The sequence below is a fragment of the Carboxydothermus islandicus genome, from assembly GCF_001950325.1.
Lineage (GTDB): Bacteria > Bacillota > Z-2901 > Carboxydothermales > Carboxydothermaceae > Carboxydothermus > Carboxydothermus islandicus.
Map to the genome: position 1 here is coordinate 1 of NZ_BDJL01000001.1, position 24,628 is coordinate 24,628.

23 protein-coding genes and 1 other annotated feature are annotated in these 24,628 nt (G+C 42.0%); of the genes, 12 read left to right on the plus strand and 11 right to left on the minus strand.

All coding sequences use genetic code 11. The features are described from left to right. Window positions 1-149: 149 nt before the first annotated feature. The 11 genes from ciss_RS00005 to rpmH all read right to left on the minus strand — a co-directional run bounded on the left by ciss_RS00005 (window position 150) and on the right by rpmH (window position 9,185). A complete protein-coding gene (locus tag ciss_RS00005) occupies window positions 150-1,301 on the minus strand; it encodes an aminotransferase class V-fold PLP-dependent enzyme (RefSeq protein WP_075864292.1) in 1,152 nt (383 codons plus the stop codon). Between the two features lie 12 nt (window positions 1,302-1,313). After that, complete coding sequence (locus tag ciss_RS00010) at window positions 1,314-2,174, minus strand: ParB/RepB/Spo0J family partition protein (RefSeq protein WP_075864293.1); 861 nt, start codon at window positions 2,172-2,174, stop codon at window positions 1,314-1,316. Next, the gene (locus ciss_RS00015) at window positions 2,164-2,928 is read right to left on the minus strand and encodes a ParA family protein (RefSeq protein ID WP_075864294.1); all 765 of its coding nucleotides are present in this window, start codon (window positions 2,926-2,928) and stop codon (window positions 2,164-2,166) included. The genes ciss_RS00010 and ciss_RS00015 overlap by 11 nt, the downstream gene beginning before the upstream one ends. Window positions 2,929-3,069: 141 nt before the next feature. Next, on the minus strand, window positions 3,070-3,777 hold the full coding sequence (gene rsmG, locus ciss_RS00020) for a 16S rRNA (guanine(527)-N(7))-methyltransferase RsmG (RefSeq protein WP_166503954.1): 708 nt from the start codon (window positions 3,775-3,777) through the stop codon (window positions 3,070-3,072). After that, window positions 3,761-5,656 carry a tRNA uridine-5-carboxymethylaminomethyl(34) synthesis enzyme MnmG gene (mnmG, locus tag ciss_RS00025; RefSeq protein WP_075864295.1) on the minus strand — a complete coding sequence of 632 codons (1,896 nt, stop codon included), beginning with the start codon at window positions 5,654-5,656 and terminating at the stop codon, window positions 3,761-3,763. The genes rsmG and mnmG overlap by 17 nt, the downstream gene beginning before the upstream one ends. 9 nt (window positions 5,657-5,665) lie before the next feature. Continuing rightward, a complete protein-coding gene (mnmE, locus tag ciss_RS00030; RefSeq protein ID WP_075864296.1) occupies window positions 5,666-7,051 on the minus strand; it encodes a tRNA uridine-5-carboxymethylaminomethyl(34) synthesis GTPase MnmE in 1,386 nt (461 codons plus the stop codon). Window positions 7,052-7,127: 76 nt separating this feature from the next. After that, window positions 7,128-7,748 (minus strand): RNA-binding cell elongation regulator Jag/EloR, encoded by a 621-nt coding sequence (gene jag / locus ciss_RS00035; RefSeq protein ID WP_075864297.1) that lies wholly within the window; start codon window positions 7,746-7,748, stop codon window positions 7,128-7,130. 1 nt (window position 7,749) lies between these two features. Then, window positions 7,750-8,406, minus strand: a complete 657-nt coding sequence (locus tag ciss_RS00040; protein ID WP_075864298.1) for a YidC/Oxa1 family membrane protein insertase — start codon at window positions 8,404-8,406, stop codon at window positions 7,750-7,752. Window positions 8,407-8,413: 7 nt separating this feature from the next. After that, on the minus strand, window positions 8,414-8,641 hold the full coding sequence (yidD, locus tag ciss_RS00045) for a membrane protein insertion efficiency factor YidD (protein WP_075864299.1): 228 nt from the start codon (window positions 8,639-8,641) through the stop codon (window positions 8,414-8,416). Continuing rightward, window positions 8,634-8,984 carry a ribonuclease P protein component gene (gene rnpA, locus ciss_RS00050; RefSeq protein WP_075864300.1) on the minus strand — a complete coding sequence of 117 codons (351 nt, stop codon included), beginning with the start codon at window positions 8,982-8,984 and terminating at the stop codon, window positions 8,634-8,636. Before rnpA ends, yidD begins: the two co-directional genes overlap by 8 nt. A 66-nt stretch (window positions 8,985-9,050) precedes the next feature. Beyond that, window positions 9,051-9,185, minus strand: coding sequence for a 50S ribosomal protein L34 (gene rpmH / locus ciss_RS00055; RefSeq protein WP_075864301.1), 135 nt, complete (start codon window positions 9,183-9,185; stop codon window positions 9,051-9,053). A gap of 448 nt (window positions 9,186-9,633) precedes the next feature. Between rpmH and dnaA the strand changes: the two genes are divergently transcribed. From dnaA to serS, 12 genes are all read left to right on the plus strand, one after another. Then, window positions 9,634-10,995, plus strand: a complete 1,362-nt coding sequence (dnaA, locus tag ciss_RS00060) for a chromosomal replication initiator protein DnaA (RefSeq protein WP_075864451.1) — start codon at window positions 9,634-9,636, stop codon at window positions 10,993-10,995. A 204-nt stretch (window positions 10,996-11,199) separates the two neighbouring features. Next, window positions 11,200-12,315 (plus strand): DNA polymerase III subunit beta, encoded by a 1,116-nt coding sequence (gene dnaN, locus ciss_RS00065; protein WP_075864302.1) that lies wholly within the window; start codon window positions 11,200-11,202, stop codon window positions 12,313-12,315. An 8-nt stretch (window positions 12,316-12,323) separates the two neighbouring features. Then, on the plus strand, window positions 12,324-12,545 hold the full coding sequence (gene yaaA / locus ciss_RS00070) for a S4 domain-containing protein YaaA (RefSeq protein WP_075864303.1): 222 nt from the start codon (window positions 12,324-12,326) through the stop codon (window positions 12,543-12,545). Between the two features lies 1 nt (window position 12,546). Next, window positions 12,547-13,608 (plus strand): DNA replication/repair protein RecF, encoded by a 1,062-nt coding sequence (gene recF / locus ciss_RS00075; RefSeq protein WP_075864304.1) that lies wholly within the window; start codon window positions 12,547-12,549, stop codon window positions 13,606-13,608. Window positions 13,609-13,619: 11 nt separating this feature from the next. After that, window positions 13,620-13,886, plus strand: a complete 267-nt coding sequence (remB, locus tag ciss_RS00080; protein ID WP_075864305.1) for an extracellular matrix regulator RemB — start codon at window positions 13,620-13,622, stop codon at window positions 13,884-13,886. Window positions 13,887-13,978: 92 nt separating this feature from the next. Beyond that, window positions 13,979-15,886, plus strand: a complete 1,908-nt coding sequence (gyrB, locus tag ciss_RS00085) for a DNA topoisomerase (ATP-hydrolyzing) subunit B (protein WP_075864306.1) — start codon at window positions 13,979-13,981, stop codon at window positions 15,884-15,886. Window positions 15,887-15,910: 24 nt separating this feature from the next. Further along, a complete protein-coding gene (gyrA, locus tag ciss_RS00090) occupies window positions 15,911-18,349 on the plus strand; it encodes a DNA gyrase subunit A (RefSeq protein ID WP_075864307.1) in 2,439 nt (812 codons plus the stop codon). 178 nt (window positions 18,350-18,527) lie between these two features. Then, window positions 18,528-19,412: a pyridoxal 5'-phosphate synthase lyase subunit PdxS gene (pdxS, locus tag ciss_RS00095; RefSeq protein WP_075864308.1), complete on the plus strand. Its 885-nt coding sequence runs from the start codon at window positions 18,528-18,530 to the stop codon at window positions 19,410-19,412. Window positions 19,413-19,464: 52 nt separating this feature from the next. Continuing rightward, window positions 19,465-20,040, plus strand: coding sequence for a pyridoxal 5'-phosphate synthase glutaminase subunit PdxT (gene pdxT, locus ciss_RS00100; RefSeq protein ID WP_075864309.1), 576 nt, complete (start codon window positions 19,465-19,467; stop codon window positions 20,038-20,040). Window positions 20,041-20,183: 143 nt separating this feature from the next. Beyond that, window positions 20,184-20,396: a binding site (T-box leader), on the plus strand. Between the two features lie 141 nt (window positions 20,397-20,537). Further along, window positions 20,538-21,686, plus strand: coding sequence for a pyridoxal-phosphate-dependent aminotransferase family protein (locus tag ciss_RS00105; protein WP_075864310.1), 1,149 nt, complete (start codon window positions 20,538-20,540; stop codon window positions 21,684-21,686). After that, on the plus strand, window positions 21,686-23,263 hold the full coding sequence (serA, locus tag ciss_RS00110; RefSeq protein WP_075864311.1) for a phosphoglycerate dehydrogenase: 1,578 nt from the start codon (window positions 21,686-21,688) through the stop codon (window positions 23,261-23,263). Before ciss_RS00105 ends, serA begins: the two co-directional genes overlap by 1 nt. 89 nt (window positions 23,264-23,352) lie before the next feature. Further along, entirely contained in the window at window positions 23,353-24,627 is a 1,275-nt protein-coding gene (gene serS / locus ciss_RS00115; protein WP_075864312.1) for a serine--tRNA ligase, read from the plus strand. Window position 24,628: the final 1 nt, after the last annotated feature.

Here is a 24,628-nt window from a genome sequence, read left to right on the forward strand (position 1 = left end):
GCCGCCGGCTTCCTTCAGATTCCACCTCGCGATGGACACCCTTGCCTTAAGCTAACGGCTACTACTACCTTCGCCGTTCAGGACTTTCACCTTATAGGCAACACCCATGCCGGGCGCACATAAAAAATGAGCCAAAAATTTGGCTCATTTTATAACTCATCTTTTATCTCCTTTATTGCTTCTAAAAATTTCTCTACTTCCTCTTCGGTATTAAAATATGAGAAGCTTGCCCGCACCGCCCCCCGCTCCAGGGTTCCGGCAACTTCATGGGCTTTAGGAGCACAGTGAAGTCCGGGCCGGGTGGCTATGTCGTAAAGCTTGTCTAACATAAAGCTTACCGTTGCCGCATCGGCTTCGGGTAAATTAAAAGATATTAGCGGTGCCCGGTCGTTTTCCAGATCCGGACCCAAAATTTCCGCCCCCAGCTCCTTTAACCCCTGATAAAGCTTCTGGGTAAGTTTCTTTTCATGCTGAAAAATTTTCTCCACACCTGTCTTTAAAACAAACTCCACCCCGGCTTTTAGTCCCGCAATACCAATCGTATTGAGGGTACCACTCTCGTATTTATCCGGCAAAATTTCCGGCGGTAGCTCTTCTTCCGAATGCCCCCCGGTCCCGCCTTCTTTTAAGGTTCTTACCACCTTTTCCCATTCCGGCGCGATATAGAGGCCGCCGGTTCCTTGAGGACCGTATAATCCTTTATGACCGGTAAAAGCCAGCAGGGAAATGTTGCAGCTCTGGACGTCCACCGGTATCGTTCCCAGGGATTGTGCCGCATCTACAATAAAAGCAATTCCCGCTTCCCTGCAAATCTTTCCTGCTTCCGCTACCGGTGTGATGCATCCCAAAACATTTGAAGCATGGGTTAAAACCACCGCCCGGGTATTGTGCTTTAAAAGCTTTTTTATTTCATTAGGGTCGATTTCTCCCTTGGGTGATGATGATAAGTAACTTACCTCAACTCCTTCCCGGCACAAGCGGTTTAAAGGTCGTTGAACCGCATTATGCTCAAAAGGCGATGCTATGACATGATCTCCGGCTTGAAGAAGGCCTTTTAAGGCTAAGTTTAAGCTTTCCGTTGCATTGGCGGTAAAAATTACCCGGTCTGCCGAAACTCCATTGATTAATTTTTTTATAGCTTCCCGGGCTTCAAGGATTATTTGGGCAGCTTTTAAAGCCTTTTGATGACTTCCTCTTCCGGGGTTTGCTCCTACTTTTTCGGCAAAATATATCATTGCTTCCATTACTTCCGGGGGTTTGGGGTAGGTTGTGGCACTGTTGTCAAAGTAAATTGGTGACATATAATTCACCTCTCATTCGATATACAATAAATCAAGAATCCGCTGCAACTCCTCCGGCGAATAATATTCAATGGTTATTTTTCCCCGCCCTTTAGCAGTATTTTTTACTTCTACTTTAGTAGAAAAGAAGGCTCGTAACTTGTCTTCAATTTCCCGGATTTCCGGAGCTACCTGCCGTTTGGTTCTTATTTTTTCTTCAGGGCTATTTTTTATTTTTTTCACCAATTCTTCCGTTGCCCGCACCGAAAGACCCTCATTTTTCACCTTGCGGGCAACTTCACTCATTTTAATTGGGTCTTCTAAAGCTAATAGAGCCCGGGCATGACCGTAACTCAATTCACCTTTCTCCACCATTTCCTGAATTACCGGGGGAAGATTTAACAGGCGCAAGAGATTCGTCACGTACGTGCGGGATTTAGACAGGTTTTCAGCTACCTCTTCCTGGGTTAAGCCAAACTCCTCAATAAGACGCTTTAAAGCTTTGGCCTGCTCCAAGGGATTTAAGTCTTCCCGTTGGAGATTTTCCATTAATGCTACTACGGTTGCTTCTTCATCGTTTAAATCCTTTACTACCGCAGGAATTTGTTTTAGCCCCGCTAACTGGGCTGCCCGCCAGCGCCGTTCACCGGCCACCAATTCATATTTTTCTTCATCAATTTTTCGAACTACGATAGGCTGTAAAACCCCGTGCTTTTGAATTGATTCCGCCAGCTCCTTTAAAGCTTCCTCGCTAAAAATCGTGCGGGGCTGTCTGGGATTTGGTATTATTTTTTCAACAGCAATTTCTAAAAGTCCATTTTTCCGCTCTAAATTTAATTTTCCCTCGGGAATCAATGCATTTAACCCTCGACCCAAACCTTTCTTATTTTTCATTTCTTTCCATCACTTCCTTGGCAAGTTCATGATATACCTCCGCTCCGCGGCACTTTGGATCATACAAAAAGATGGGTTTTCCGTAGCTCGGCGCCTCCGATAAACGGACATTGCGCGGGATTACCGTACCGTAAACTAACCCCTTGAAAAATCCCTTAACCTCTTCTACTACCTGAATTGATAGATTGGTCCGACCGTCAAACATGGTAAGTAAAACCCCTTCAATTTTTAAATCCGGGTTTAGACGTTTTTTTACAAGATCAATGGTATTTATTAACTGGGTTACCCCCTCTAAAGCATAATACTCGCACTGAATGGGAATAAGGATGGTATCTGCCGCTGCCAGACCGTTTAAGGTAATAAGGCCCAAGGATGGTGGGCTGTCAATTAAGATGTAATCGTATTTATCTTTAATGGGAAGCAACACTTTTTTTAAGCGAAGCTCCCTTTCTTCCAGCATGACCAGTTCAATTTCAGCGCCAGCCAACTCTACCGTAGACGGAATGAGATAGAGCCCGGAAATTTCCGTTTCTAAAATCCCTTCTTCCTTAACGCCGTCCACCAGCATGTCATAAATTGTTACCGGCAGTCCTTCCTTTGGAAATCCCAGACCACTGGTCAAATTTGCCTGGGGATCGGTATCCACTAAAAGGACTTTTTTCCCTGCTAATGCCAGGGCTGCCCCTAAATTTATTGCTGTAGTCGTTTTTGCAACGCCACCTTTTTGGTTGGCAACGGCAATAATCTTTCCCATAACATCCTCTCCGCTGTGTGAATTAACTAATCATATTTTAACATAATTTTCGGTTTGTTTCTTAATGTTTCACGTGAAACATTAAATTTTTCTTTTTTACCCTTTGAGATCAGTCGTATGTTTCACGTGAAACATTTAAAATTATAAAGGTCTTTTTTCCGGAATACCCGGACGCCGGGGATAATTTTCCGGAGTGGTTTTTAATTTTTTATATACCACCAAAGAGCGCTCTCCAAAGTTTCCCGGTAGTCGATAGTGAAATACATCCATTAACCCCAAGCCCAGTTGTTTTGCAGCCGTTTCGGCCTTTTTTAACTCTTCATCTACCTCGGGGCCTTTAAACAGGATAGCTTCTCCCCCCACGCGTAATAGGGGAGCATGAAACTCCAGTAAGATTCTAACTTCAGCCACAGCCCGGGAAAAGGTTAAATCAAAATTTTCCCGATACAGCTTTTGCTGGCCAACGTTTTCCGCACGTTCGTTTAACACCACTACGTTTTTAAAGTTCAATTCCCGTACAACCCTTTCAAGAAATTGACACCGTTTTTTTATAGAATCCAAAAGCAGTATTTCTAAACCCGGAACCATAATTTTTAGGGGAATACCAGGGAAACCGGCACCGGTTCCAATATCCACCGCTTTTAAATCCGTTAGGTCGCGATAAAGCAGCACAGCCGTACTATCAAGAAAATGCTTTACTATAACCTCATCTTCACCGGTTACCGCGGTTAAGTTGTATTTTTCATTTTCAGATATTAATAAGCGATAATAATACTCAAAGAGTTTGATTTTTTCCATTTCAATTGTCAGTCCAAACTCGGCAAAAAAAGCTTTAAGCTTCGTTTCCATTTCCATCCTCACTTTTTTTACTCTCTAAATAAATTAGTAATACCGAAATATCGGCAGGAGTCACTCCGGAAACCCGCGAAGCCTGTCCAATATTTTCCGGTTTTATAGCATTAAGTTTTTGCACCGCTTCTGCCGATAAACCTTTCACCTTGCTGTAATCAAAATCGGGAGGTAATTTTTTACCTTCATATTTATTAAAACGCTCGATTTCCTTTAGTTGTTTTTCAATGTAACCTTCATATTTTACTAAGATTTCCACCTGCTCCTTTACATCGTCGGAAAACTGCCCTTCGATGGCAAAAATTTTTTCAATGGCATCCATGTTAATTTCCGGTCGTCGTAAAAACTCTTTACCGGAAATTCCATGTTTGGGTGGAGAGGTACCGTATTCCTCCATGATTTCAAGATTTCTTTTAGTAGGGGTTACCTGGTTCTCCTCCAAAAATTCCATCAACTTATTGATTTTCTCAACCCGCTCATTGAACTTTCGCCACCGCTCTTCGGTAACAAGACCAATTTTATAACCTTTTTCGGTGAGGCGAAGATCCGCATTATCATGGCGCAAAATTAGCCGATATTCCGCCCGGGAAGTTAAAAGCCGGTAGGGATCGGTAACTCCCTTGGTTACGAGGTCATCAATCATGACCCCGATGTAAGCTTCAGATCTTTTTAAAATAAACGGTTCTTTTTCTTTAACGTATAAAGCAGCATTAATTCCGGCAACTATCCCCTGACCGGCAGCTTCTTCATAACCGGAAGTCCCGTTAATTTGCCCGGCAAAGAAAAGTCCTTTAATGTGCTTTGCTTCTAAGGTAAGCTTTAACTGAGTTGGATCAATATAGTCGTACTCGATTGCATAGGCAGGTCGCATAATTTCTACATGTTCAAGTCCCGGTAAAGTACGTAACATTTTTATTTGTAAATCTTCAGGAAGACTGGTGGACATGCCCTGGACATACATTTCATAAGTATCAAGCCCTTCCGGCTCTAAAAACACCTGATGTCTTGGTTTATCGGAAAAACGCACAACCTTATCTTCAATTGAAGGACAATACCTGGGGCCAACTCCTTTAATTTCCCCCGAATAAAGAGGGGACCGGTGCAAATTTTCTAAGATAATGGTATGAGTTTCTAAATTGGTGTAGGTAAGCCAGCAGGATACATTGGGTCGCTTTATTCCTTCGGTCATATAAGAAAAATAAAGGGGACGGTCATCGCCCGGTTGTTCAATCATCTTGGAAAAATCAACGGTTCTTTTGTCAACCCTGGCAGGAGTTCCAGTTTTAAAACGCCCCAATTTAAATCCTAAATCGGCCAGACTCCTGGATAGGAGAGTTGCATAGGGAAATCCTGCCGGTCCGGAAGGATAGTGAACATCTCCAATAATAATCCTTGAACTTAAATAAGTTCCCGAGGTGACGACGACTGCCCGCGAAGTAAAAATAGCCCCGGTCCGGGTAAGTACTCCTTTAACTTTTTCCCCTTCGACCAAGATTTTGATGGCTTCTGCCTGTTTTAAATAAAGGTTTTCCTGACGCTCAATGGTTTTCTTCATCTCTTCCTGATAACGTCGTTTATCCGCTTGAGCGCGCAAAGTGCGAACAGCCGGTCCTTTTCCGGTATTAAGCATCCTAATTTGAATATATGTTTTGTCGGTGTTAATTCCCATTTCTCCGCCTAAAGCATCCACTTCCCGAACCACCACACCTTTTGCGGGACCGCCAACAGCAGGATTGCAGGGCATTAAAGCCACATTATCCAGGGATAAAGTTAAAAGCAAAGTCTTAAGTCCCATCCGGGCAGAAGCCAGCGCCGCTTCCACTCCCGCATGACCGGCTCCCACTATAATCACATCATAATCACCAGCATGATATTCCATTTCACACCCCTACTTTCCTACACAAAATTGGGAAAATATTTCATTTATGATCTCATCACCAATAGTATCGCCGGTAATTGCTCCTAATTCCCTTAAGGCCTCGTTTAAATCAATGGCCACAAGATCTACCGGCTCCCCAGAAGCTATATTTTTCTTGGCACTTAATAAAGAATTTAAAGCTTTTTCCAGGTAATTTTTATGGCGAAGGTTGGAAATTAAAGCGGATTCACCGCCTCCTTCCTGTTCGGGAAGAAATAGTTCGTAAAGCTTATTTTCTAAAGTTTCCAGTCCTTCAAAGTTCCTGGCGGAAAAAGGAACGTAATTTTTAATTCCGGTTTTTTGCGCATAGTGTTCAAAATTTACCTTACCCGGCAGTAAGTCAATTTTATTAATTACCAATAAACTTTTATCTTTATTTATTAAACTTAAAATCTTCTCATCATTTTCATCAATCCCCATACTAACGTCGATAACAAATAATGTCACATCCGCCTGATTTAAATATTCCCGGGTCTTTTCTACTCCAAGCTTTTCCACTAAATCTTCCGTTTCCCGGATACCCGCTGTATCGACAATTTTAACCGGGATTCCTTTTAAATTCAAATAATCTTCAATCACATCCCGGGTAGTGCCGGGTATATCGGTAACTATAGCCCTTTTTTTCCGCAATAAAGCATTTAATAAAGACGACTTTCCTACATTGGGTTTTCCGGCTATAACCGCCGTAATACCTTCTTTTAAAATCCGTCCCCGTTCATACGAAGAGAGAAGTTTTTGAATGTCACTTATAATTTCATCAATGTTTTTAAGGGCGGAATCGGGACTTACTTCATCAAACTCGTATTCCGGATAGTCAATGCTTACTTCGATAAAAGCTAAAATGTTGATAATTTTTTGCCGCACAGCATTTATTTTTTCCCGAAGTTCGCCAGATAATTGTCGTTCCGCAAGCTTCAAACTTGCATCGGTCCTGGCCCGGATAATATCAATAACCGCTTCGGCCTGGGATAAATCAATGCGCCCGTTTAAAAAAGCCCTTTTGGTAAACTCCCCGGGGTCGGCTAAACGTATCCCTTGCTTTAAAATAAGTTCCAATACTTTTTCCACCGCCACAATTCCGCCGTGACAGTTAATTTCTACCACATTTTCACCGGTATAGCTTTTAGGGGCCCGCATAACCGATACCAAAACCTCATCCACGATTTTACCGTCAGCAGGGTCAATAATTTTTCCATAATGGAGAGTAAAGCCTGGAACCTTGGCCAAATCCTTGTTTTTTCGCGGTACAAAAACTTTTTTAACGGCCTCAATAGCTTGCGGACCGCTAACCCGTACGATTCCAATGCCTCCTTCCCCTAAAGGGGTAGAAATGGCTGCGATAGTATCTTCCATCATGTCTTTCACTCCTAAGAGCTTTTTAAAAAATTATAACAACATTTAAACGATGAAAAAAGGCAGGTGTTAGACCTGCCTATCTTTTAGGTGCTATTATTACTTTACGGTTGGGATCTTCGCCTTCACTGTAGGTATAAACTCCTTCAAAGTTTTGTAAAGCAGTGTGAATAATTCTTCGTTCCTGCGGGGTCATAGGTTCTAAAGCAAAAGGACGTCCTTTTTGCCGGACCTTTTCCGCCACTCTTTCAGCAAGGCGGATTAAAGTTTTTTCCCGTCGCTCGCGATATCCCTGGGCATCTAAAATAATCCGCCGGGGAGTTATTTCATTTTTATTGGCAGCCAAATTAGTTATATATTGCAACGCATCTAAAGTTTCCCCCCGGTACCCAATTAATATACCAACATCATTGCCATAGAGGTTAATTAACAGGTGGTCTTCCCGCTGTAAAATTTCATAACTAACTTTAACACCCATGGCCGCAATAACATCATCCAAAAATTTTTTGGCCTTTTCAATAACCCTGCTTTTAATAGTAAGTCTTACCTTTGCCGGTTTCTGTCCAAAAAGACCTAAAATACCTTTGGAAGGTTGCTCCAAAATTTCAATCTCCACGTCTGAGCGTTCGACCCCAAGCTGCTCTAAACCAAAACTTATCGCATCTTCGACAGTCTTGCCGGTAACCTCAATCTCCCGCATTTTACAAGGTACCCCTTTCACCGTTCTTATGGGTGCTCTTGTTAATAAAATATTGCTGAATAATGCCCATGATATTTAACATTACCCAGTAAATACCCAATCCTGCCGGCAACGTCATAGCAATCCAGCCAATCATTAACGGCATAACGTAAAGCATAACTTTTTGATTGGGGTCATTGCCCGACGGCATAGTCATTTTACTCTGGATGTAAGTGGTAAGAGCAGCCAGTATCGGTAAAATAAAATACGGGTCTTTATGACTTATATTGGAAATCCAGAAAAATTTGGCATGTGCCGGATTTAGATATTGAAAACGATAAAGCGCTTGATACAACGCTATCAAAATAGGTAATTGAATTAATAATGGCAGACAACCGGACATCGGGTTAACCCCGTATTCTTTATACAATTCCATTAAAGCCTGCTGCTGCTTTTGCGGGTCATTTTTATATTTTTTTTGTATTTCCTGCATTTTTGGTTGCAGTTCCTGCATCACTTTCATTGACTTCATTTGTGCATGATTTAAAGGATATAAGATTATTTTTATCAAAATAGTAAGCAAAATAATAGCCAGGGCATAACTCGGTATTCCTATGCTTTTGGTAAATAAGTAAAGGTTATTTAAAATCCAGGTTATGGCATCAATTAAAGGCTGCAAATCATTTTTACCTCCTTAGCTTTTTCTCGGGTACCGGATCATAGCCTCCGGGATTAAAAGGATGACAGCGCAGGATTCTTTTAATACCCAGGTAGCTGCCGTAGATTACTCCATACCGCTCAATAGCTTCATAAGTATACTGGGAACAGGTTGGGTAAAAACGACAATTACTACCTAAAATAGGAGATACAAATTTTTGATAAAAACGAATAAGAAGTAAGATAATTTTACGCATTATTAATCGACCGCTTCAATAACTTAATTATATATAATAGCTGTTCCAAAATCACAGAAAATTCATCATTTTTAAAGGATACCCGGGGTATAACTACATAATCATATCCGGGTAAAAATTCAACGCATAGTCTTTTTAAAGCTTCTTTTAATCTTCTCCGTAAACGATTCCGAACAACTGCTTTACCAATTTTTTTACTCACCGAAACACCAAAAGAGGGTATTTTGCTCTCATCATCGTTTTTTAAGTAATAAACAACAAAGTAACGGGATGCTATGGAACGACCATTTTGATAAATATTACGGTATTCTTCGTTTTTAGAAAGAAACTGGCATTTTTTCATAGCACATCTTTTAAAAGGATTTCCCAAATTAGAGAAGCTTATACAGAATAAAGGCCCGTTGGGCCTTTATGCAGTAAGTCTCTTTCTACCTTTAAGCCGCCGTCTTTTAATAACTCTACGCCCGCCTGGGGTTCGCATCCGCTTTAAGAAACCGTGTACTCTTTTCCGTCGCCGGTTTTTTGGCTGATAGGTCCTTTTCATTTTCACACCTCCTAATCTATCTAAAAAAGCCTTTATCCCCCATAGATACACCTAAATTATAGAAGATGGGATAAGACCCGTCAAGAAATTTTTCTTGATTTTTTCTTTATCCACAACCCTTACTTTCACCAGGCTGTTTATAAAACTTTTTTATTAGCAAAAAATAGTAAAAACCTTGTTTTATCCACAAATCCACAAAATTTTTTTCACATTTTTTTCAGGTTGTGAATAACTTTTTAAATAATTATTGCAGGTATATCTTCAGTTATGCTATTATTTTAATGAACTAATCATCCTGTGGATAATTTTTTACAATAAGATATGCACAAGTTGTGAATAAGTTGTGGAAAAACTGTTAGGATAGTGTTTACATCAACCAGGTAGGATTTTTTTTCCTTCCTGGTTTTTAATGCCTTATAGACGTTTTTATTCCGGGAGGGTAATGATGTTGAAAAATCCGGTTGAAGAGCTTTGGGAACAGGTAATGGAAGTACTTAAAAATCACGTCAACAAACCAAGCTGGGACATGTGGATTAAAAGTATCAGGCCCCTGGGATTCTTAGAAAACACCATATTAGTAGAGGTTCCCAATAAATTTGCCAAAGATTGGTTAGAAGAGCACTACGCCAGCTTAATTAAACATATTTTAAGCTTAATAACCAATGAAGATATTAACTTTAAATTAGTTGTACCCAGTGAATCGGCATTAGAAGAAAGCGAAGGAAAAACAAAAGTAAAGAAAAATTCTCCCAAAAAACCAAGCAAATTTTTTGAAGAAGGCATCTTTTTTACCTTAAATCCCAAATATACCTTTGAAACGTTTGTGGTGGGTAACTCCAACCGTTTCGCCCATGCCGCCTGTCTTGCCGTAGCCGAGTCACCCGCTGAAGCGTATAATCCACTTTTTATCTACGGTGGCGTTGGTCTGGGTAAAACCCACCTCATGCACGCTATCGGCCATTATATCTTGAAAAATAAGCCGGAAATGAAAGTAGCGTACGTTACCACTGAAAAGTTTACCAATGATTTGATAAACTCAATTAAGGACGATACCACCGAAGAATTTAGAAACAAATATCGGAGTATAGACGTATTACTAATAGATGATATTCAATTTTTAGAGAAAAAAGAACGAACCCAGGAAGAGTTTTTCCATACCTTTAACGCTTTATACGAAGCGAATAAACAAATTGTCATATCCAGTGACCGAACACCCAAAGAACTATCAACATTAGAGGATCGCTTAAGATCAAGGTTCGAATGGGGTCTTATTACCGATATTCAACCTCCGGATTTAGAAACGAGAATTGCTATTCTGCGAAAAAAAGCCCAGCTTGATAATCTTCATGTAGACGATGCGGTTTTAAATTTCATTGCCAATGAGATTGTTTCTAACATTCGGGAATTGGAAGGGGCATTAATCCGGGTTGTGGCCTATGCCGGCCTGCACGGCGAGCCAATTACCGTTGATCTGGCAGCAAAGGCCTTAAAAGATTTACTTCCTTCAAATCACGTTAAACCCATAACTATTCCCTTGATTCAACAGGTGGTAGCCAACTTTTATGGCCTGACCGTGGACGACTTAAAAGCGAAAAAACGAACCAAGTCGGTGGCATTTCCCCGTCAGGTTGCTATGTACTTATGCCGGGAACTTACGGACGCCTCCTTGCCTAAAATTGGTGAGGAATTTGGCGGCCGTGACCACACCACCGTCATTCATGCGCACGAAAAAATTCAACAAGACCTTCAATCAGACCCAAACTTAAAAACCGTGATAAGACAGCTTACCGAACAAATCCACAAAGCTTGATGAACAACTTTTAACATAAAATTTAAACTTCTGCTTAAAACGTTTTTTCTTTTTTAATTTTGTGTATAAGATTTTTGTTTTTAAACAGTTTATTCACAAGTGGATAGTTTAATTTTTAAAGAGGTTTTTTTAAGTTTTCCACAATTTCCACAATCCTGATTATTACTACGATCCTATAATTAGTTTTTAAAAGGAGGATAAGGAATGAAGTTTACCTGCCCAACTTCAATTCTTTCGGAAAATATCTCTTTAGCGCAAAAGGCAGTTTCTATCAAAAGTCCATTTCCCGTTTTAACCGGTATTCTTTTCGTAGCCGACGAACAAAATAGTACCATTACCCTGACTGCCACCGATTTACAAATGTCCATTGAAACTTCCTTTCCGGCAAAGATAATTAATGGAGGCAGTGTGGTTCTTGCTTCAAAGTTTCTCGGGGATATTATTAAAAAACTTCCGGAAACGGAGTTAATGTTTGAATATTTACCAAATGAAGGAAAATGCGTGATAAAATACGGTTCGTCGGAATTATCGGTGGCCACTTACCGGTCGGAGGAGTTTCCTAAAAATGAAGAGGTTATTGACGGTGAAAGCTTTTATATAAGCGGGGAAGAATTTTCTACCTTTATTAAACAGGTTTTATTTGCCACCGGAACCGATGAATCAAGACCGGTATTTACCGGGGTTTTATTTGAAATAGTTGGTCCGGAACTAAGGTTAGTAGCCAGTGATACCCACCGGCTTGCTTTTAGGAAAACATTTATTAAAAGAGAAGATACCGGCAAAAATATTAATGTGATTATTCCCAGTAGAACCTTACACGAGGCAGTAAGAATTTTTGGGACCGTTGAAGAAATCTTAATAAAAATAAGCGAAGGGCAGGTAGAATTTTCCGGAAACGGTATTAAACTTACATCCCGTTTAATTGAAGGACAATTTCCCAATTATCAACAGGTAATTCCCACTGCTTTTAAGTCTAACATTCTCGTAAATAAAAAATATTTTTTGGATTCACTGGAAAGGGCAGCGTTACTTCCGCGGGATAAAGACAAAACTCCCGTTGCCAAGTTTTATTTGGAAAAGGAAAACATGATCATTACAAGCCAGTCCGAGTCCGGTTCCATCCGGGAGGAATTACCGATATCGTTAGAGGGGGAAGAGTTTACCGTAGCTTTTAATACGCGGTACTTAATTGATGTTTTAAAAGTATTAGAAACGGAGGAAATTTATTTAAGTCTCACCGGACCACTTAATCCAGGGGTGGTAAAACCGGTTAATGACGAGAACTACCTCTGTTTGGTACTTCCGGTTAGACCTTCATAGGTGATATTATGGTAAAAATTTACATCCATACGGAATATATTGAATTGGATTCATTATTGAAGTGGGCAAACATAGCCATGACCGGCGGCGAAGCCAAAAAAATGATAAGAAGTGGCATGGTTTTAGTAAACGGCGTGGTTGAAACCCGGCGAAAGAAAAAAATATATCCCGGTGACCGGGTGGAAATTGCCGGAGGCCCTGCATTAATTGTGGAAAAAGAGGAGCGGTAACGTGTTTGTCGACCGACTCCAGATTGTAAATTTTCGCAATTACGACGAACTTTTAGTAGATTTTTCTCCGGGGAAGATATTAATTTATGGGGCCAACGGTCAGGGTAAGACAAATCTGATTGAAGCAATTTATTACTTGGTAATCGGTAAGTCTTTTCGCGGAAAAGATAATTCTTTAATCCGTTTTGGAGCGGAAAGCTTTCAAATAGGAGCAAAAATCAGTAAAAACGACCAAAAAATAACTTTAGGGGTAGAATACTCGGAAAAAGGTAAGTTTTTTTTAAAAAACGGTCAAAAACAAAAAAGTTTTAGCAGTATTCTGGGGAATCTTAAGGGCGTGTTATTTACTCCGGATGAGCCGGTGGTTTTTTTTGGATTTCCGGCAAATCGAAGAAAAGCTTTAGACTTATTTTTAGCTCAAACCAGTAAAACTTACCTATTAAGTTTAATTTATTACCAGAAAGTTTTAACCAATAAAAATGCTCTTTTAAAACAATCACGGGATGTGGAAAATTTAATTGAGGCTTGGAATTATAAGTTAGCGGAGTTTGGTGCGGAAATTATCAAGGAAAGGGAAAAGTGTTTAAAGATTTTAAATGATATAATAAAGGAACTAAACGCTCAATTAAGGTTTTTACCCGGAAAAATCGAGGTTTCTTATAAAACTACCGGAACAGATGATAAAGAAAAAATCTTTGAACTCTTAAAGCAAAGATATACCGAAGAAAAGGACAAAAAGCAGTCTTTATTTGGACCCCATCGGGATGATTTAAATTTTTACGTAAACGGAAGAGATTTAAAAATATTTGGCTCTCAGGGCCAGAAAAAAGGCGCACTTTTATTATTTAAACTTGCTCAGGCGGTATATATGGCAAAGATTTCCGGGGAAAGACCGGTGGTACTATTAGATGACCTTTATAGTGAATTTGATAAGGAAAAAAAAGAGACCCTTGAGGGTTTTTTCTTAAAGTACAGTGACCAGGTATTTATAACTGCTACCGAACCCATTGATTTAAAAAACTATCATCAGGTAGTTTTCATTGAGAACGGTAAAGTATTTTAGGGGGAATAGTTATGTTTTTACACTTGGGAAGCGATTTCGTTGTGCCGGGAAAAGAGGTTATTGGAATTTTCGATATTGAAACCTTTTCCGCTAAAGATTATGGTAGAATTTTAAGCCATTTTTCGTTTAAACTTCCGGTAGAAAAAATTGGTGAAGAACCCTTTAAGTCGTTAGTTTTAACCAACGGTAAAATTTTTCTTACGCAAATTTCCTCCCTTACCCTAAAAAAACGGTGGGAAAACTTAGAACTGTTTTACGAAGAAGAAGATCATCGTTAACATTATTTCGTCCGGACTGCAGCTTTGCTGCAGTTTTAATTTTTATGTTATAATAAATAAGATGAGGATATTTAAAAAAGTGGAGGTTTTATATGGAGTTAGAAAAAAACGGGGTTAAGTACAGTGCCGAGGAAATTCAGGTTTTGAAAGGTTTAGAAGGCGTAAGAAAACGGCCGGCAATGTATATCGGTAGTACCAACGAAAAGGGCTTACACCATTTAGTTTATGAAGTAGTAGATAACTCAATCGATGAAGCTTTGGCCGGGTTTTGCAATCGTATAGAAGTTATTATTCATAAAGATGGGAGTATTACCGTAGCCGATAACGGTAGGGGCATTCCCGTTGATATCCACCCGGAAGTGGGGAGACCAGCAGTAGAAGTTGTCTTAACCATGCTTCACGCTGGCGGAAAATTTGGTGGTGGAGGTTACAAAGTATCCGGGGGATTGCACGGCGTTGGGGTATCGGTAGTAAACGCCCTTTCCGAGTGGCTTGAAGTTAGGATAAAAAGAGATGGTAACCTGTATTACCAAAGATTTTCCAGAGGCGAGCCGATTACCGAATTAAAAATTATTGGTAAAAGTAAGTCTACCGGAACAATTATTACCTTTAAACCCGATGCCGAAATCTTTGAAACGGTGGAATTCAACTACGATACGTTAGCGAAAAGGCTTTTAGAACTTTCTTATTTAAATAAAAACGTCAAAATAATTTTAAAAGATGAGAGGACTAATAAAGAAGAAGTTTTTGAGCATTCAGGAGGTATAAAGGATTACTTAAAATATTTAAATAAAAATAAAGAGCCTCTTCACAAAATTATCTATTTTGAAAAAGAAAAAGACGAAGTAGTTGTGGAAGTGGCCCTGCAATACTGTAACTCTTTTTCGGAAAATATTCTATCCTTTACCAACAACATCAACACTACCGAGGGTGGAACCCACGAGATTGGTTTTAAAACAGCCCTTACCCGGGTGATTAACGATTATGCCAAAAAATACAACTTAATTAAAGAAAACAACCTCTCCCTCCAGGGGGAAGACATCCGGGAAGGATTAACGGCGATTATCAGCGTAAAAGTACCGGATCCGCAATTTGAAGGTCAGACAAAAACAAAATTAGTAAATACGGAAGTTCGCAGCATTGTCGATAGCATTGTTTCCGATTACCTTTCCACTTACCTGGAAGAAAATCCCGCTGTAGGAAAGAAGTTAATTGAAAATGCTGTCCGGGCAGCCCGGGCCCGGGAAGCGGCAAGGAAAGCCCGGGAGCTTGCCCGCCGGAAAACAGCCCTGGAATCCAACACCCTCCCCGGGAAACTCGCCGATTGCTCGGAAAAAGATCCTTCCCTCTGCGAGCTTTACCTGGTAGAGGGGGATTCGGCGGGAGGTTCGGCCAAGCAGGGAAGGGACCGCAGATTTCAGGCTATACTACCGCTTCGAGGTAAGATTTTAAATGTGGAAAAATCGCGGCTTGATAAAATTTTAGCCAATGAAGAAATAAGGGCGATGATTACCGCTTTAGGCACGGGGGTTGACAAGGATTTTGATATTGAAAAAGCCCGTTACCACCGGTTAATTATCATGACCGATGCCGATGTCGACGGGGCGCATATTAGAACCCTTCTTTTAACCTTTTTTTACCGGTACTTAAGACCGTTAATAGAAAATGGTTACGTTTATATAGCTCAGCCTCCCCTTTATAAGGTAAAAAAAGGGAAGTTAGAAAAGTACCTGTACAGTGACGATGAACTGGAAAGATATTTAAACGAGATAGGCCGGGAAGGCGTTACCATTCAAAGATACAAAGGTCTTGGGGAAATGGATCCGGAGCAGCTCTGGGAAACTACGATGAATCCCGAAACAAGAACTATTTTAAAAGTTACCCTGGAAGATGCAGCTAAAGCGGACGAGATTTTTTCTATTTTAATGGGTGATAAAGTTGAACCGCGGCGGGAATTTATTGAAAAGAACGCCAAACTTGTCCGAAATCTCGATATTTAATTCTTAACTTTGAGGTGATTTATTTTGTTTAGTATTGGGAAAGTCTTACCGGTTAAATTGGAAGAGGAAATGAAGTCAAGTTATTTGGATTATGCCATGAGTGTAATTGTCGGTCGGGCTTTACCCGATGTCCGGGATGGGTTAAAGCCCGTTCACCGGCGTATTTTATATGCCATGCATATTTTGGGAATGACTCCCGACAAACCCCACCGTAAATCGGCGCACATAGTGGGGGAGGTTTTGGGAAAATTCCATCCTCACGGTGACGTTGCGGTTTACGATGCTATGGTACGAATGGCCCAGGATTTTTCCACCCGTTATCCCTTAATTGACGGACACGGTAACTTTGGTTCGGTAGACGGCGATAGCGCTGCGGCCATGCGATACACCGAGGCCCGCATGGCAAAAATTACGGTGGAGATGCTGCGGGATATTGACAAGGATACCGTTGACTTTATGCCGAACTACGATAACTCCACCAAAGAACCGGTAGTACTGCCGTCCAGAATTCCCAATCTTTTGGTCAATGGTTCTTCAGGAATTGCGGTAGGTATGGCCACCAACATTCCGCCCCATAATTTACGAGAAGTGATCGACGGGGTTGTGAAAATGATTGATGACCCGGAAGTGGAGATCGGGGAGCTTATGAAAATCATCAAAGGTCCCGATTTTCCGACCGGCGGTAAGATCATGGGCCGGCAGGGAATTCGGCAGGCTTATACTACCGGTAGGGGAACGATTAAAGTTCGGGCGGTAACCACTTTTGAAAAATTAAGCGGGGGAAAAACGGCAATCATTGTTACCGAGCTTCCCTACCAGGTTAATAAAGCCAAGCTTATTGAAAAGATAGCCGACCTGGTCCGGGATAAGAAAATCGATGGAATTGCGGATTTACGGGATGAATCGGACAGAAAGGGTATGCGCATTGTTATTGAATTAAAGCGGGATGCAAACCCCCAGGTTGTTTTAAATCAGCTCTTTAAACATACCCAGCTCCAGGATACCTTTGGTATTATCATGTTAGCGCTGGTAGACAATCAGCCTAAGATTTTAAATTTAAAGGAAATTCTTTTTTACTACTTGGAGCATCAAAAAAATGTGGTAACCCGGCGAACACGGTATGACTTAAATAAAGCCGAAGAGCGGGCACATATTTTGGAAGGGTTGAAAATTGCCCTTGCTAACTTGGATGAGGTTATAAAAATCATTCGCGGCTCCAAAGATGTGGATACCGCTCGGCAGGGATTAATGAGCCGCTTTGGGCTTACCGAAAAACAGGCCCAGGCCATCCTCGATATGCGGCTCCAAAGGCTTACTGCTTTAGAGCGGGAAAAAATTGATGAAGAGTACCGGGAATTAATTAAGAAGATAGAATATTTTAACTCAATTTTAGCCGATGAGAGGGTACTTTTAGGGGTAATCCGTCAGGAACTTTTAGAAATTAAGGAAAAATACGGTGATGCCCGGCGGACGCAAATCACCAATGAAGAATCTATCTTCGATGAGGAAGATTTAATTGCCGAAGAGGACATGGTAATAACCATTACCCACCAGGGTTACATCAAGAGGCTTCCGGTGGATACCTATAAAAATCAGCGCCGGGGTGGCCGCGGGGTTACCGCCATGGCTACCAAAGAAGAAGACTTTGTGCGGCATTTATTTGTCACTTCTACTCATAATTACTTACTGTTCTTTACCAATAAAGGAAAGGTGTATCGTTTAAAGGTCCATGAGATCCCTGAAGCCGGAAGACAGGCCAGGGGAACTCCTATCGTAAATTTACTTTATGTTGACCAGGATGAAAGGATTACCGCCATTATTCCGGTAAAAGAGTTTAGCGATGACCATTATCTCTTAATGGTGACGAAAAACGGTATTGTGAAAAAGACCGTTTTATCCGAATACGATAGCTCCAGAAGAGACGGAATTATTGCTTTATCGTTAGAAGAAGGGGATAAGCTAATTGATGTTAAGCTTTCCACCGGGCAGGAAGAAGTAATTATTGGAACAAAAAAAGGAATGGCCATAAGATTTTCGGAAACCGATGTTCGCCCCATGGGCCGCACTGCTAAGGGGGTAAGAGGAATAACCCTGAGCCCCGGGGATGAGGTAATTGGTCTTGAAGTGGTGGACGAGCAGGCGGAACTTCTAACGGTAACTTCTAAAGGCTTTGGAAAAAAGACTCCTTTTAGCGAGTACCGGGTTCAGAGCCGGGGTGGTAAGGGTATTATTAATATGAAAGTTACCCAGAAAAATGGTGAAGTAGTGGGTATTGTTGCCGTACGTCCGGAAGATGAAGTAATGGCTATTTCCGGGGAAGGGATAATGATTCGGGTAAAAGCTGCGGAAATATCGACCCAGGGCAGGGCAACTCAGGGGGTTACTTTAATGAAACTCAATAAAGATGATCAGTTAACGGCCGTAGCTAAGATTGCTGCCCAGGAAGAGGAAGAAAATGCCTAAAATAGGTTATTGACTGCCCAAAAATCGGCTTTAACAGTGAAAAATTTTAAGGAAGATAAGGTACGGGAAGATTTTTAACTTTGGTATGTTTTTTGCTTGGCAAAAAGTTTGAGGCTTGCAGAAAAAACAAAAATTAAGTTAAGATAAAAATTAATACCGTATTAGGAGGAGTCATAAAATGGGTGAAAAAGGGACATGGGTGGTTAAAAAGGGTCTTGCGGAAATGTTAAAAGGCGGTGTCATAATGGATGTCACCACTCCCGAACAGGCTAAAATTGCCGAAGAAGCCGGAGCCTGTGCGGTTATGGCTTTGGAAAGGGTGCCGGCGGATATCCGGGCGGCGGGAGGAGTTGCTCGGATGGCTGATCCTAACGTAATTTTGCGAATCATGGACGCAGTAACCATACCGGTAATGGCCAAAGTGCGCATAGGACATTTTGTTGAAGCTCAGATTTTAGAAGCTCTCGGGGTCGATTACATTGACGAGAGTGAAGTTTTAACTCCTGCCGATGAACTTTTCCATATCGATAAGCATGCTTTTAAAGTGCCGTTTGTTTGCGGAGCCCGGAACTTGGGTGAAGCTTTACGGCGGATTGGCGAAGGGGCAGCGATGATCCGGACCAAAGGTGAACCGGGCACGGGAAACGTAGTTGAGGCGGTTCGCCATATGCGGCAGGTAATGGGAGAAATCCGGCGGCTTCAAAACATGCCAAGGGAGGAGTTAATGACCGCAGCTAAAGAAATGGGCGCTCCGTATGATTTGGTATTATACGTTCATGAACATGGTCGGCTACCGGTGGTGAATTTTGCTGCCGGTGGAATTGCAACTCCTGCCGATGCGGCATTAATGATGCAGCTTGGTGCTGACGGTATTTTTGTAGGGTCGGGCATCTTTAAATCCAAGGATCCGGTAGGTAGAGCAAAAGCTATCGTAGCCGCAACTACTTATTATGACGACCCCAAGGTATTGGCTGAAGTCTCCAAAGGCTTGGGAGAAGCTATGCCCGGTATTGATATTAAAACCATTGCCCAAGCCGAAAGAATGAGCGAACGGGGCTGGTAACCTCTAGGGACGGTTCTGTTAACGTGCTAATTAATAGAGGGAGGAAAAGGAGATGAAAATCGGGGTAATAGCAATGCAGGGGGCTTTTCGTGAACATGAACAAACCCTGGCCCGGTTGGGAGTTGAAACGTTAAGGATTAGACGCTCCGAACAGCTATCTCAGGTAGATGGGGTAATTATACCCGGCGGTGAAAGCACTACTATTGGCAAGCTTTTAGGGGACTTTAATTTAATGGAACCCTTGCGGGAAAAAATTTTAAAGGGCCTTCCGGTGTTTGGAACCTGTGCCGGAATGATTCTTTTGGCCAAGGAAATAGAAAACAGCAACCAGCCGAGAATAGGAACTATGGATATAAAAGTTGCCAGAAATGCTTTTGGCCGGCAGGTGGATAGTTTTGAAATAGACCTGGTAATACCTGAAGTGGGTCAGGAGCCGGTGCGGGCGGTCTTTATCCGGGCGCCGTATATTTTAGAGGTGAAGCCCAACGTTCAAATACTGGCTAAAGTAGAGGATAAAATAGTTATGGCCCGGCAGGAAAACATGTTAGTTTCGGCCTTCCATCCGGAATTAACCGACGACTTGCGGATTCACCGGTATTTTATTGAAAAAGTTTGTAAAGGCTTATAGTTAATGGCAAAGCGCACATTTTGGTGCGCTTAATTTTTTCCCCAAGACCAATCTTTAAAAAAATAAAAAAATAAAAATGTATACACAAATACCCCCTTGACAAAACTGTTTACAATCTTTTAGATTAATAAGCAAAATAAATTGTAAACTCAATGCCGGGGAGTAGTAGCAAGCCTCTTCCCTGAAGAGAGCCGGTGGCTGGTGGAAACCGGTGGGAATGCTTTGTGAATCCGCCCCCAAGAGGTACCGGCGAAAGTAAAGTAGCCGGTAACGGCCATGCCGTTAACCAAACGAGGTGGGCAGGATTATTCTGCCAAGAAGGGTGGCACCGCGAAAGGACTCCTTTCGTCCCTTAAGGGATGAAAGGAGTTTTTTGTTTAGGGGTTGGGGGTTTGAGGCAGGAGATTAGAAAAGGATAATTTTTAAACATCAAAAGTAAATATTTATCATTAAAGCATAAATTTTAAAAATTTTACATTTTAAAGGGAGGGGTTTTTATGCAAAAGAAATATCTTATGATTCCCGGGCCTACACCTATTCCGCCGGAGGTAACGCTGGCCATGAGCCGGCCGATGATTGGCCACCGGAGCGGTGATTTTGCCAAACTGCATGAGCGGGTGGTGGCAAAGTTAAAACAGGTTTTTAAAACGCAAAATGATATTTTTATTCTCACCAACTCCGGTACCGGAGGAATGGAAATGGCCGTAGCCAACATTGTAAATCCTGGGGACGAAGTTTTGGCTCTATCTACCGGTAACTTTGGTGAGCGATTTGCCAAGATTGCCAAAGAATACGGTGCTAAGGTCGACATGGTGGATTTTGGCTGGGGTAATGCGGTGGATTTAGCGCTGGTTGAGGAGAAGTTGAAGCAGAATCCCAATTACAAAGCAGTTTTGGCTACCCACAATGAAACTTCCACCGGGGTTAAAAACGATATCGCTGGGATTGCGGCTTTAACCAGAAACCACCGGGCAGTTTTAATTGTGGATGCGGTTTCAAGTTTAGGAGGCATGGAGTTTGACACCGATGGCTGGGGAGTGGATGTGGTAGTTACTGGTTCCCAAAAAGCACTGATGTTGCCGCCGGGCTTAGCGTTTATTTCCTTTAGTCAAAAAGCTTTAGAGGCGGCTCAGGAAAACAAAAACCCGAAATTTTACTTTAGCTTACCGGCGGCTAAGAAAGCTTTGGCGGAATGGAATACCGCATATACACCGGCAGTGTCACTGTTCTTCGGGCTGGAAGCGGCTCTTGATTTAATCTTGGAGGAAGGCTTGGATAATGTAATTAAGCGGCATAAACTCTTGGCCCGGGCCTGCCGGGAAGGAGTAAAAGCTTTAGGTCTAAAACTTTTCCCGGCGGAGGAAAATGCTTCCGATACGGTAACGGCGGTAGCCGGGGATGACCGGTATGATCCGGAACAGTTAAGAAAAGTACTAAGAACCAAATACGGTGTAACCTTTGCCGGTGGTCAAAAAGACCTGAAGGGTAAGATTTTTAGAATTGGCCATATGGGTTATGTTGATAAGCTTGATATTATTGTGGCAATAGGAGCATTGGAAATGGCCTTAAAAGAAATTGGCTATCCGGTGGAACTGGGTGCTGGCGTTAAAAAGGCAATGGAAATAATTACCGGAGGTGAGGGGTAGTGCGAATTCTGGCTTCTGACCCGGTAGCGGAAAAAGGTTTAAATATTTTGCGGGAAGAAGGATTTATCGTTGACGAAAAAATAAAGCTTTCGGAAGAAGAATTGATTAAAATTATTCCCCAGTACGACGCGTTAATTGTTCGGAGCGAAACAAAGGTTACCGCAAGAATTATTGAAGCGGCAGAAAACTTAAAGATAATTGGACGGGCCGGGGTAGGGGTAGATAACATTGACTTAGCAGCTGCTTCCAAAAAAGGAATTATTGTGGTTAATTCTCCGGAAGGTAATACCATTGCGGCGGCGGAGCATACCATTGCCCTGATGATGGCTTTACTTAGAAACATACCTCAAGCCCATGCTGCTTTAAAAGCAGGAAAATGGCTGAGAAAGGAGTTTACCGGCTATGAGCTGCGGGGCAAAACGGTTGGGATTATTGGCCTTGGCCGGATAGGAACGGCGGTAGCTAAAAGGGTTAAAGCTTTTGAAACCAGGGTAATCGGTTATGATCCTTTTATTTCCGAAGAACGGGCGCAAATGCTCGGGATAACTTTAATGCCTTTAGAAGAACTTTTACAAAACGCTGATATTGTTACCATGCACCTTCCTTTAAACAACGAAACCCGGAATTTAATCAACCGGGAGCGGTTAAAGCTCATGAAAAAGTCAGCATTTATCATAAATTGCGCCCGGGGAGGAATTATTGACGAAGAAGCGCTATATGAAGCGTTAAAAGCCGGAGAAATTGCCGGAGCAGCTTTAGACGTTTTTGCCAAGGAGCCGCTTACCGAGTCTCCTTTATTTGAGCTCCAAAACGTGATTGTAACTCCCCACCTGGGAGCTTCGACAAAGGAAGCGCAGATTAACGTCGCTATTGATGTGGCCCGGGAAATTGCTAACGTTTTAAAGGGCGGCCTTGCCCAGAATGCCGTTAATTTCCCGGCAATGGATAAGGAAAGCTATCAACGGCTTAAGCCTTACATTAATCTTGCAGAAAAACTTGGCAACTTCTTAGCCCAGATTTTATCGGGAGGGCTTTTAGCCGCGGAAATAGTTTACAATGGTTTGGCTTTTAAAGAGGAAACCCGTCCTCTAACCCTGGCAGCCTTGAAGGGATTGTTAGATCCTCTTCTCATGGAAAAGGTGAATTATGTTAATGCACCGGTAGTTGCCAAAGAAAGAGGAATTAAAGTCAGGGAAACGGTAATGGAAAACGGTGCGGACTACACCAACCTCATTACCTTGAAAGTAACTACCGAAAAAGGTGAACGAATTATTGCCGGAACTTTGTTTAGAAATAATGAACCGCGAATTGTGCAAATAGACCAGTATCGGGTTGATGTGGTACCCGAAGGATATAAACTTTTTGTGCCCCATAAAGACCAACCTTTAATGATTGGGAGAGTTGGATTAATTTTAGGAGAAAAGGGAATTAATATTGCCGGAATGCAGCTGGGAAGATTAACTCCCGGTGGCGATGCGGTGATGGTTTTATCGCTGGATCATCCGGCGGATGGTGACAGCATTAAAGCTATTGCGGAAATTCCGGGGATTTATGAAGTAAAAGCGGTGAGTTTATAACTTTACTTTTAAAATTTTCAAATGCCGTAAAAAATGTTATAATGAACGTGAAAAATTTACCAAAACGGAAGTAATAGGGGGATTTGTAAATGCTCGATATTAAAAAAGTACGGCAAAACCCGGAAATAGTAGTGGAAGCGTTAAAAAAACGGGGGGCAAACTTAAGCCTTGATGAGTTTTTGCGCTTGGATGAGAAGCGAAGAAAACTTTTGGTGGATGTTGAACAAAAAAAATTTAAAAGAAACACCGTTTCCGAAGAAATTGGCAGGCTTAAAAAACAGGGGCTCCCGGCGGAAGAGTTAATCCTGGAAATGCGGGCGTTATCCGATGAAATTAAAAAACTTGATGATGAAGTGGCCCAAATTGAAGAAAAATTAAATGCTATCCTCCTTACTATTCCCAATATCCCCCACGAGTCGGTGCCGGTTGGTAAAGACAGTAGCGAAAATGTTGAAGTGCGGCGATGGGGCGAGCCGCGAAAGTTTACCTTTACTCCCAAGGCCCACTGGGAAATTGGGGAAGAGTTAGATATCCTGGACTTTGCCCGGGGGAGTAAGGTGACCGGAACCCGCTTTACTTTCTACAAGGGTTTTGGAGCTATGCTTGAGCGGGCGGTCATTAACTTTATGCTTGATCTCCACACCCGGGAACACGGTTATATCGAGGTATTTCCACCGTTTATCGTCAATGCCGATTCGATGGTGGGTACCGGGCAGTTGCCAAAGTTTGCCGAAGATATGTTTAAACTTGAGGGATTAAATTATTATCTTATTCCTACGGCGGAAGTACCGGTAACCAACCTTTACCGGGAAGAAATCTTAGACGGGGATAAGCTTCCCATTTACCACTGTGCTTACAGTGCATGCTTTAGAGCGGAAGCGGGAGCGGCCGGACGGGACACCCGGGGTTTAATCCGCCAGCACCAGTTTAATAAAGTAGAGTTGGTTAAGTTCGTCAAACCGGAAAATTCGTATGAGGAGCTGGAAAAACTTACCCGGGATGCGGAAAGGGTTCTGCAACTTTTAGGACTACCTTACCGGGTGGTGGTGCTTTGCACCGGGGACCTGGGATTTAGTTCGGCCAAAACTTATGACATAGAAGTATGGCTTCCCAGCTACAACGACTATAAAGAAATATCTTCCTGCAGTAATTTTGAGGATTTTCAGGCCCGGCGGGCTCAGATTCGCTATAAAGAGCATCCCAAGGCCAAGCCGGAGTTTGTCCATACCCTAAATGGCTCTGGCCTGGCGGTGGGCCGGACGGTGGCGGCTATTTTGGAAAATTACCAGAATGAAGACGGCTCGGTAACGGTACCGGAAGTTTTACGGCCTTATATGGGAGTGGATAGGATTTATAAAAAATAAG

Excerpts from the sequence above, each read along its gene's own strand:
- ciss_RS00005 (WP_075864292.1), bottom strand. The coding sequence starts at position 1,301 with ATGTCACCAATTTACTTTGACAACAGTGCCACAACCTACCCCAAACCC.
- ciss_RS00010 (WP_075864293.1), bottom strand. The coding sequence starts at position 2,174 with ATGAAAAATAAGAAAGGTTTGGGTCGAGGGTTAAATGCATTGATTCCC.
- ciss_RS00015 (WP_075864294.1), bottom strand. The coding sequence starts at position 2,928 with ATGGGAAAGATTATTGCCGTTGCCAACCAAAAAGGTGGCGTTGCAAAA.
- rsmG (WP_166503954.1), bottom strand. The coding sequence starts at position 3,777 with ATGGAAACGAAGCTTAAAGCTTTTTTTGCCGAGTTTGGACTGACAATT.
- mnmG (WP_075864295.1), bottom strand. The coding sequence starts at position 5,656 with ATGGAATATCATGCTGGTGATTATGATGTGATTATAGTGGGAGCCGGT.
- mnmE (WP_075864296.1), bottom strand. The coding sequence starts at position 7,051 with ATGATGGAAGATACTATCGCAGCCATTTCTACCCCTTTAGGGGAAGGA.
- jag (WP_075864297.1), bottom strand. The coding sequence starts at position 7,748 with ATGCGGGAGATTGAGGTTACCGGCAAGACTGTCGAAGATGCGATAAGT.
- yidD (WP_075864299.1), bottom strand. The coding sequence starts at position 8,641 with ATGCGTAAAATTATCTTACTTCTTATTCGTTTTTATCAAAAATTTGTA.
- rnpA (WP_075864300.1), bottom strand. The coding sequence starts at position 8,984 with ATGAAAAAATGCCAGTTTCTTTCTAAAAACGAAGAATACCGTAATATT.
- rpmH (WP_075864301.1), bottom strand. The coding sequence starts at position 9,185 with ATGAAAAGGACCTATCAGCCAAAAAACCGGCGACGGAAAAGAGTACAC.
- dnaN (WP_075864302.1), top strand. The coding sequence starts at position 11,200 with ATGAAGTTTACCTGCCCAACTTCAATTCTTTCGGAAAATATCTCTTTA.
- yaaA (WP_075864303.1), top strand. The coding sequence starts at position 12,324 with ATGGTAAAAATTTACATCCATACGGAATATATTGAATTGGATTCATTA.
- remB (WP_075864305.1), top strand. The coding sequence starts at position 13,620 with ATGTTTTTACACTTGGGAAGCGATTTCGTTGTGCCGGGAAAAGAGGTT.
- gyrB (WP_075864306.1), top strand. The coding sequence starts at position 13,979 with ATGGAGTTAGAAAAAAACGGGGTTAAGTACAGTGCCGAGGAAATTCAG.
- pdxS (WP_075864308.1), top strand. The coding sequence starts at position 18,528 with ATGGGTGAAAAAGGGACATGGGTGGTTAAAAAGGGTCTTGCGGAAATG.
- pdxT (WP_075864309.1), top strand. The coding sequence starts at position 19,465 with ATGAAAATCGGGGTAATAGCAATGCAGGGGGCTTTTCGTGAACATGAA.
- ciss_RS00105 (WP_075864310.1), top strand. The coding sequence starts at position 20,538 with ATGCAAAAGAAATATCTTATGATTCCCGGGCCTACACCTATTCCGCCG.
- serS (WP_075864312.1), top strand. The coding sequence starts at position 23,353 with ATGCTCGATATTAAAAAAGTACGGCAAAACCCGGAAATAGTAGTGGAA.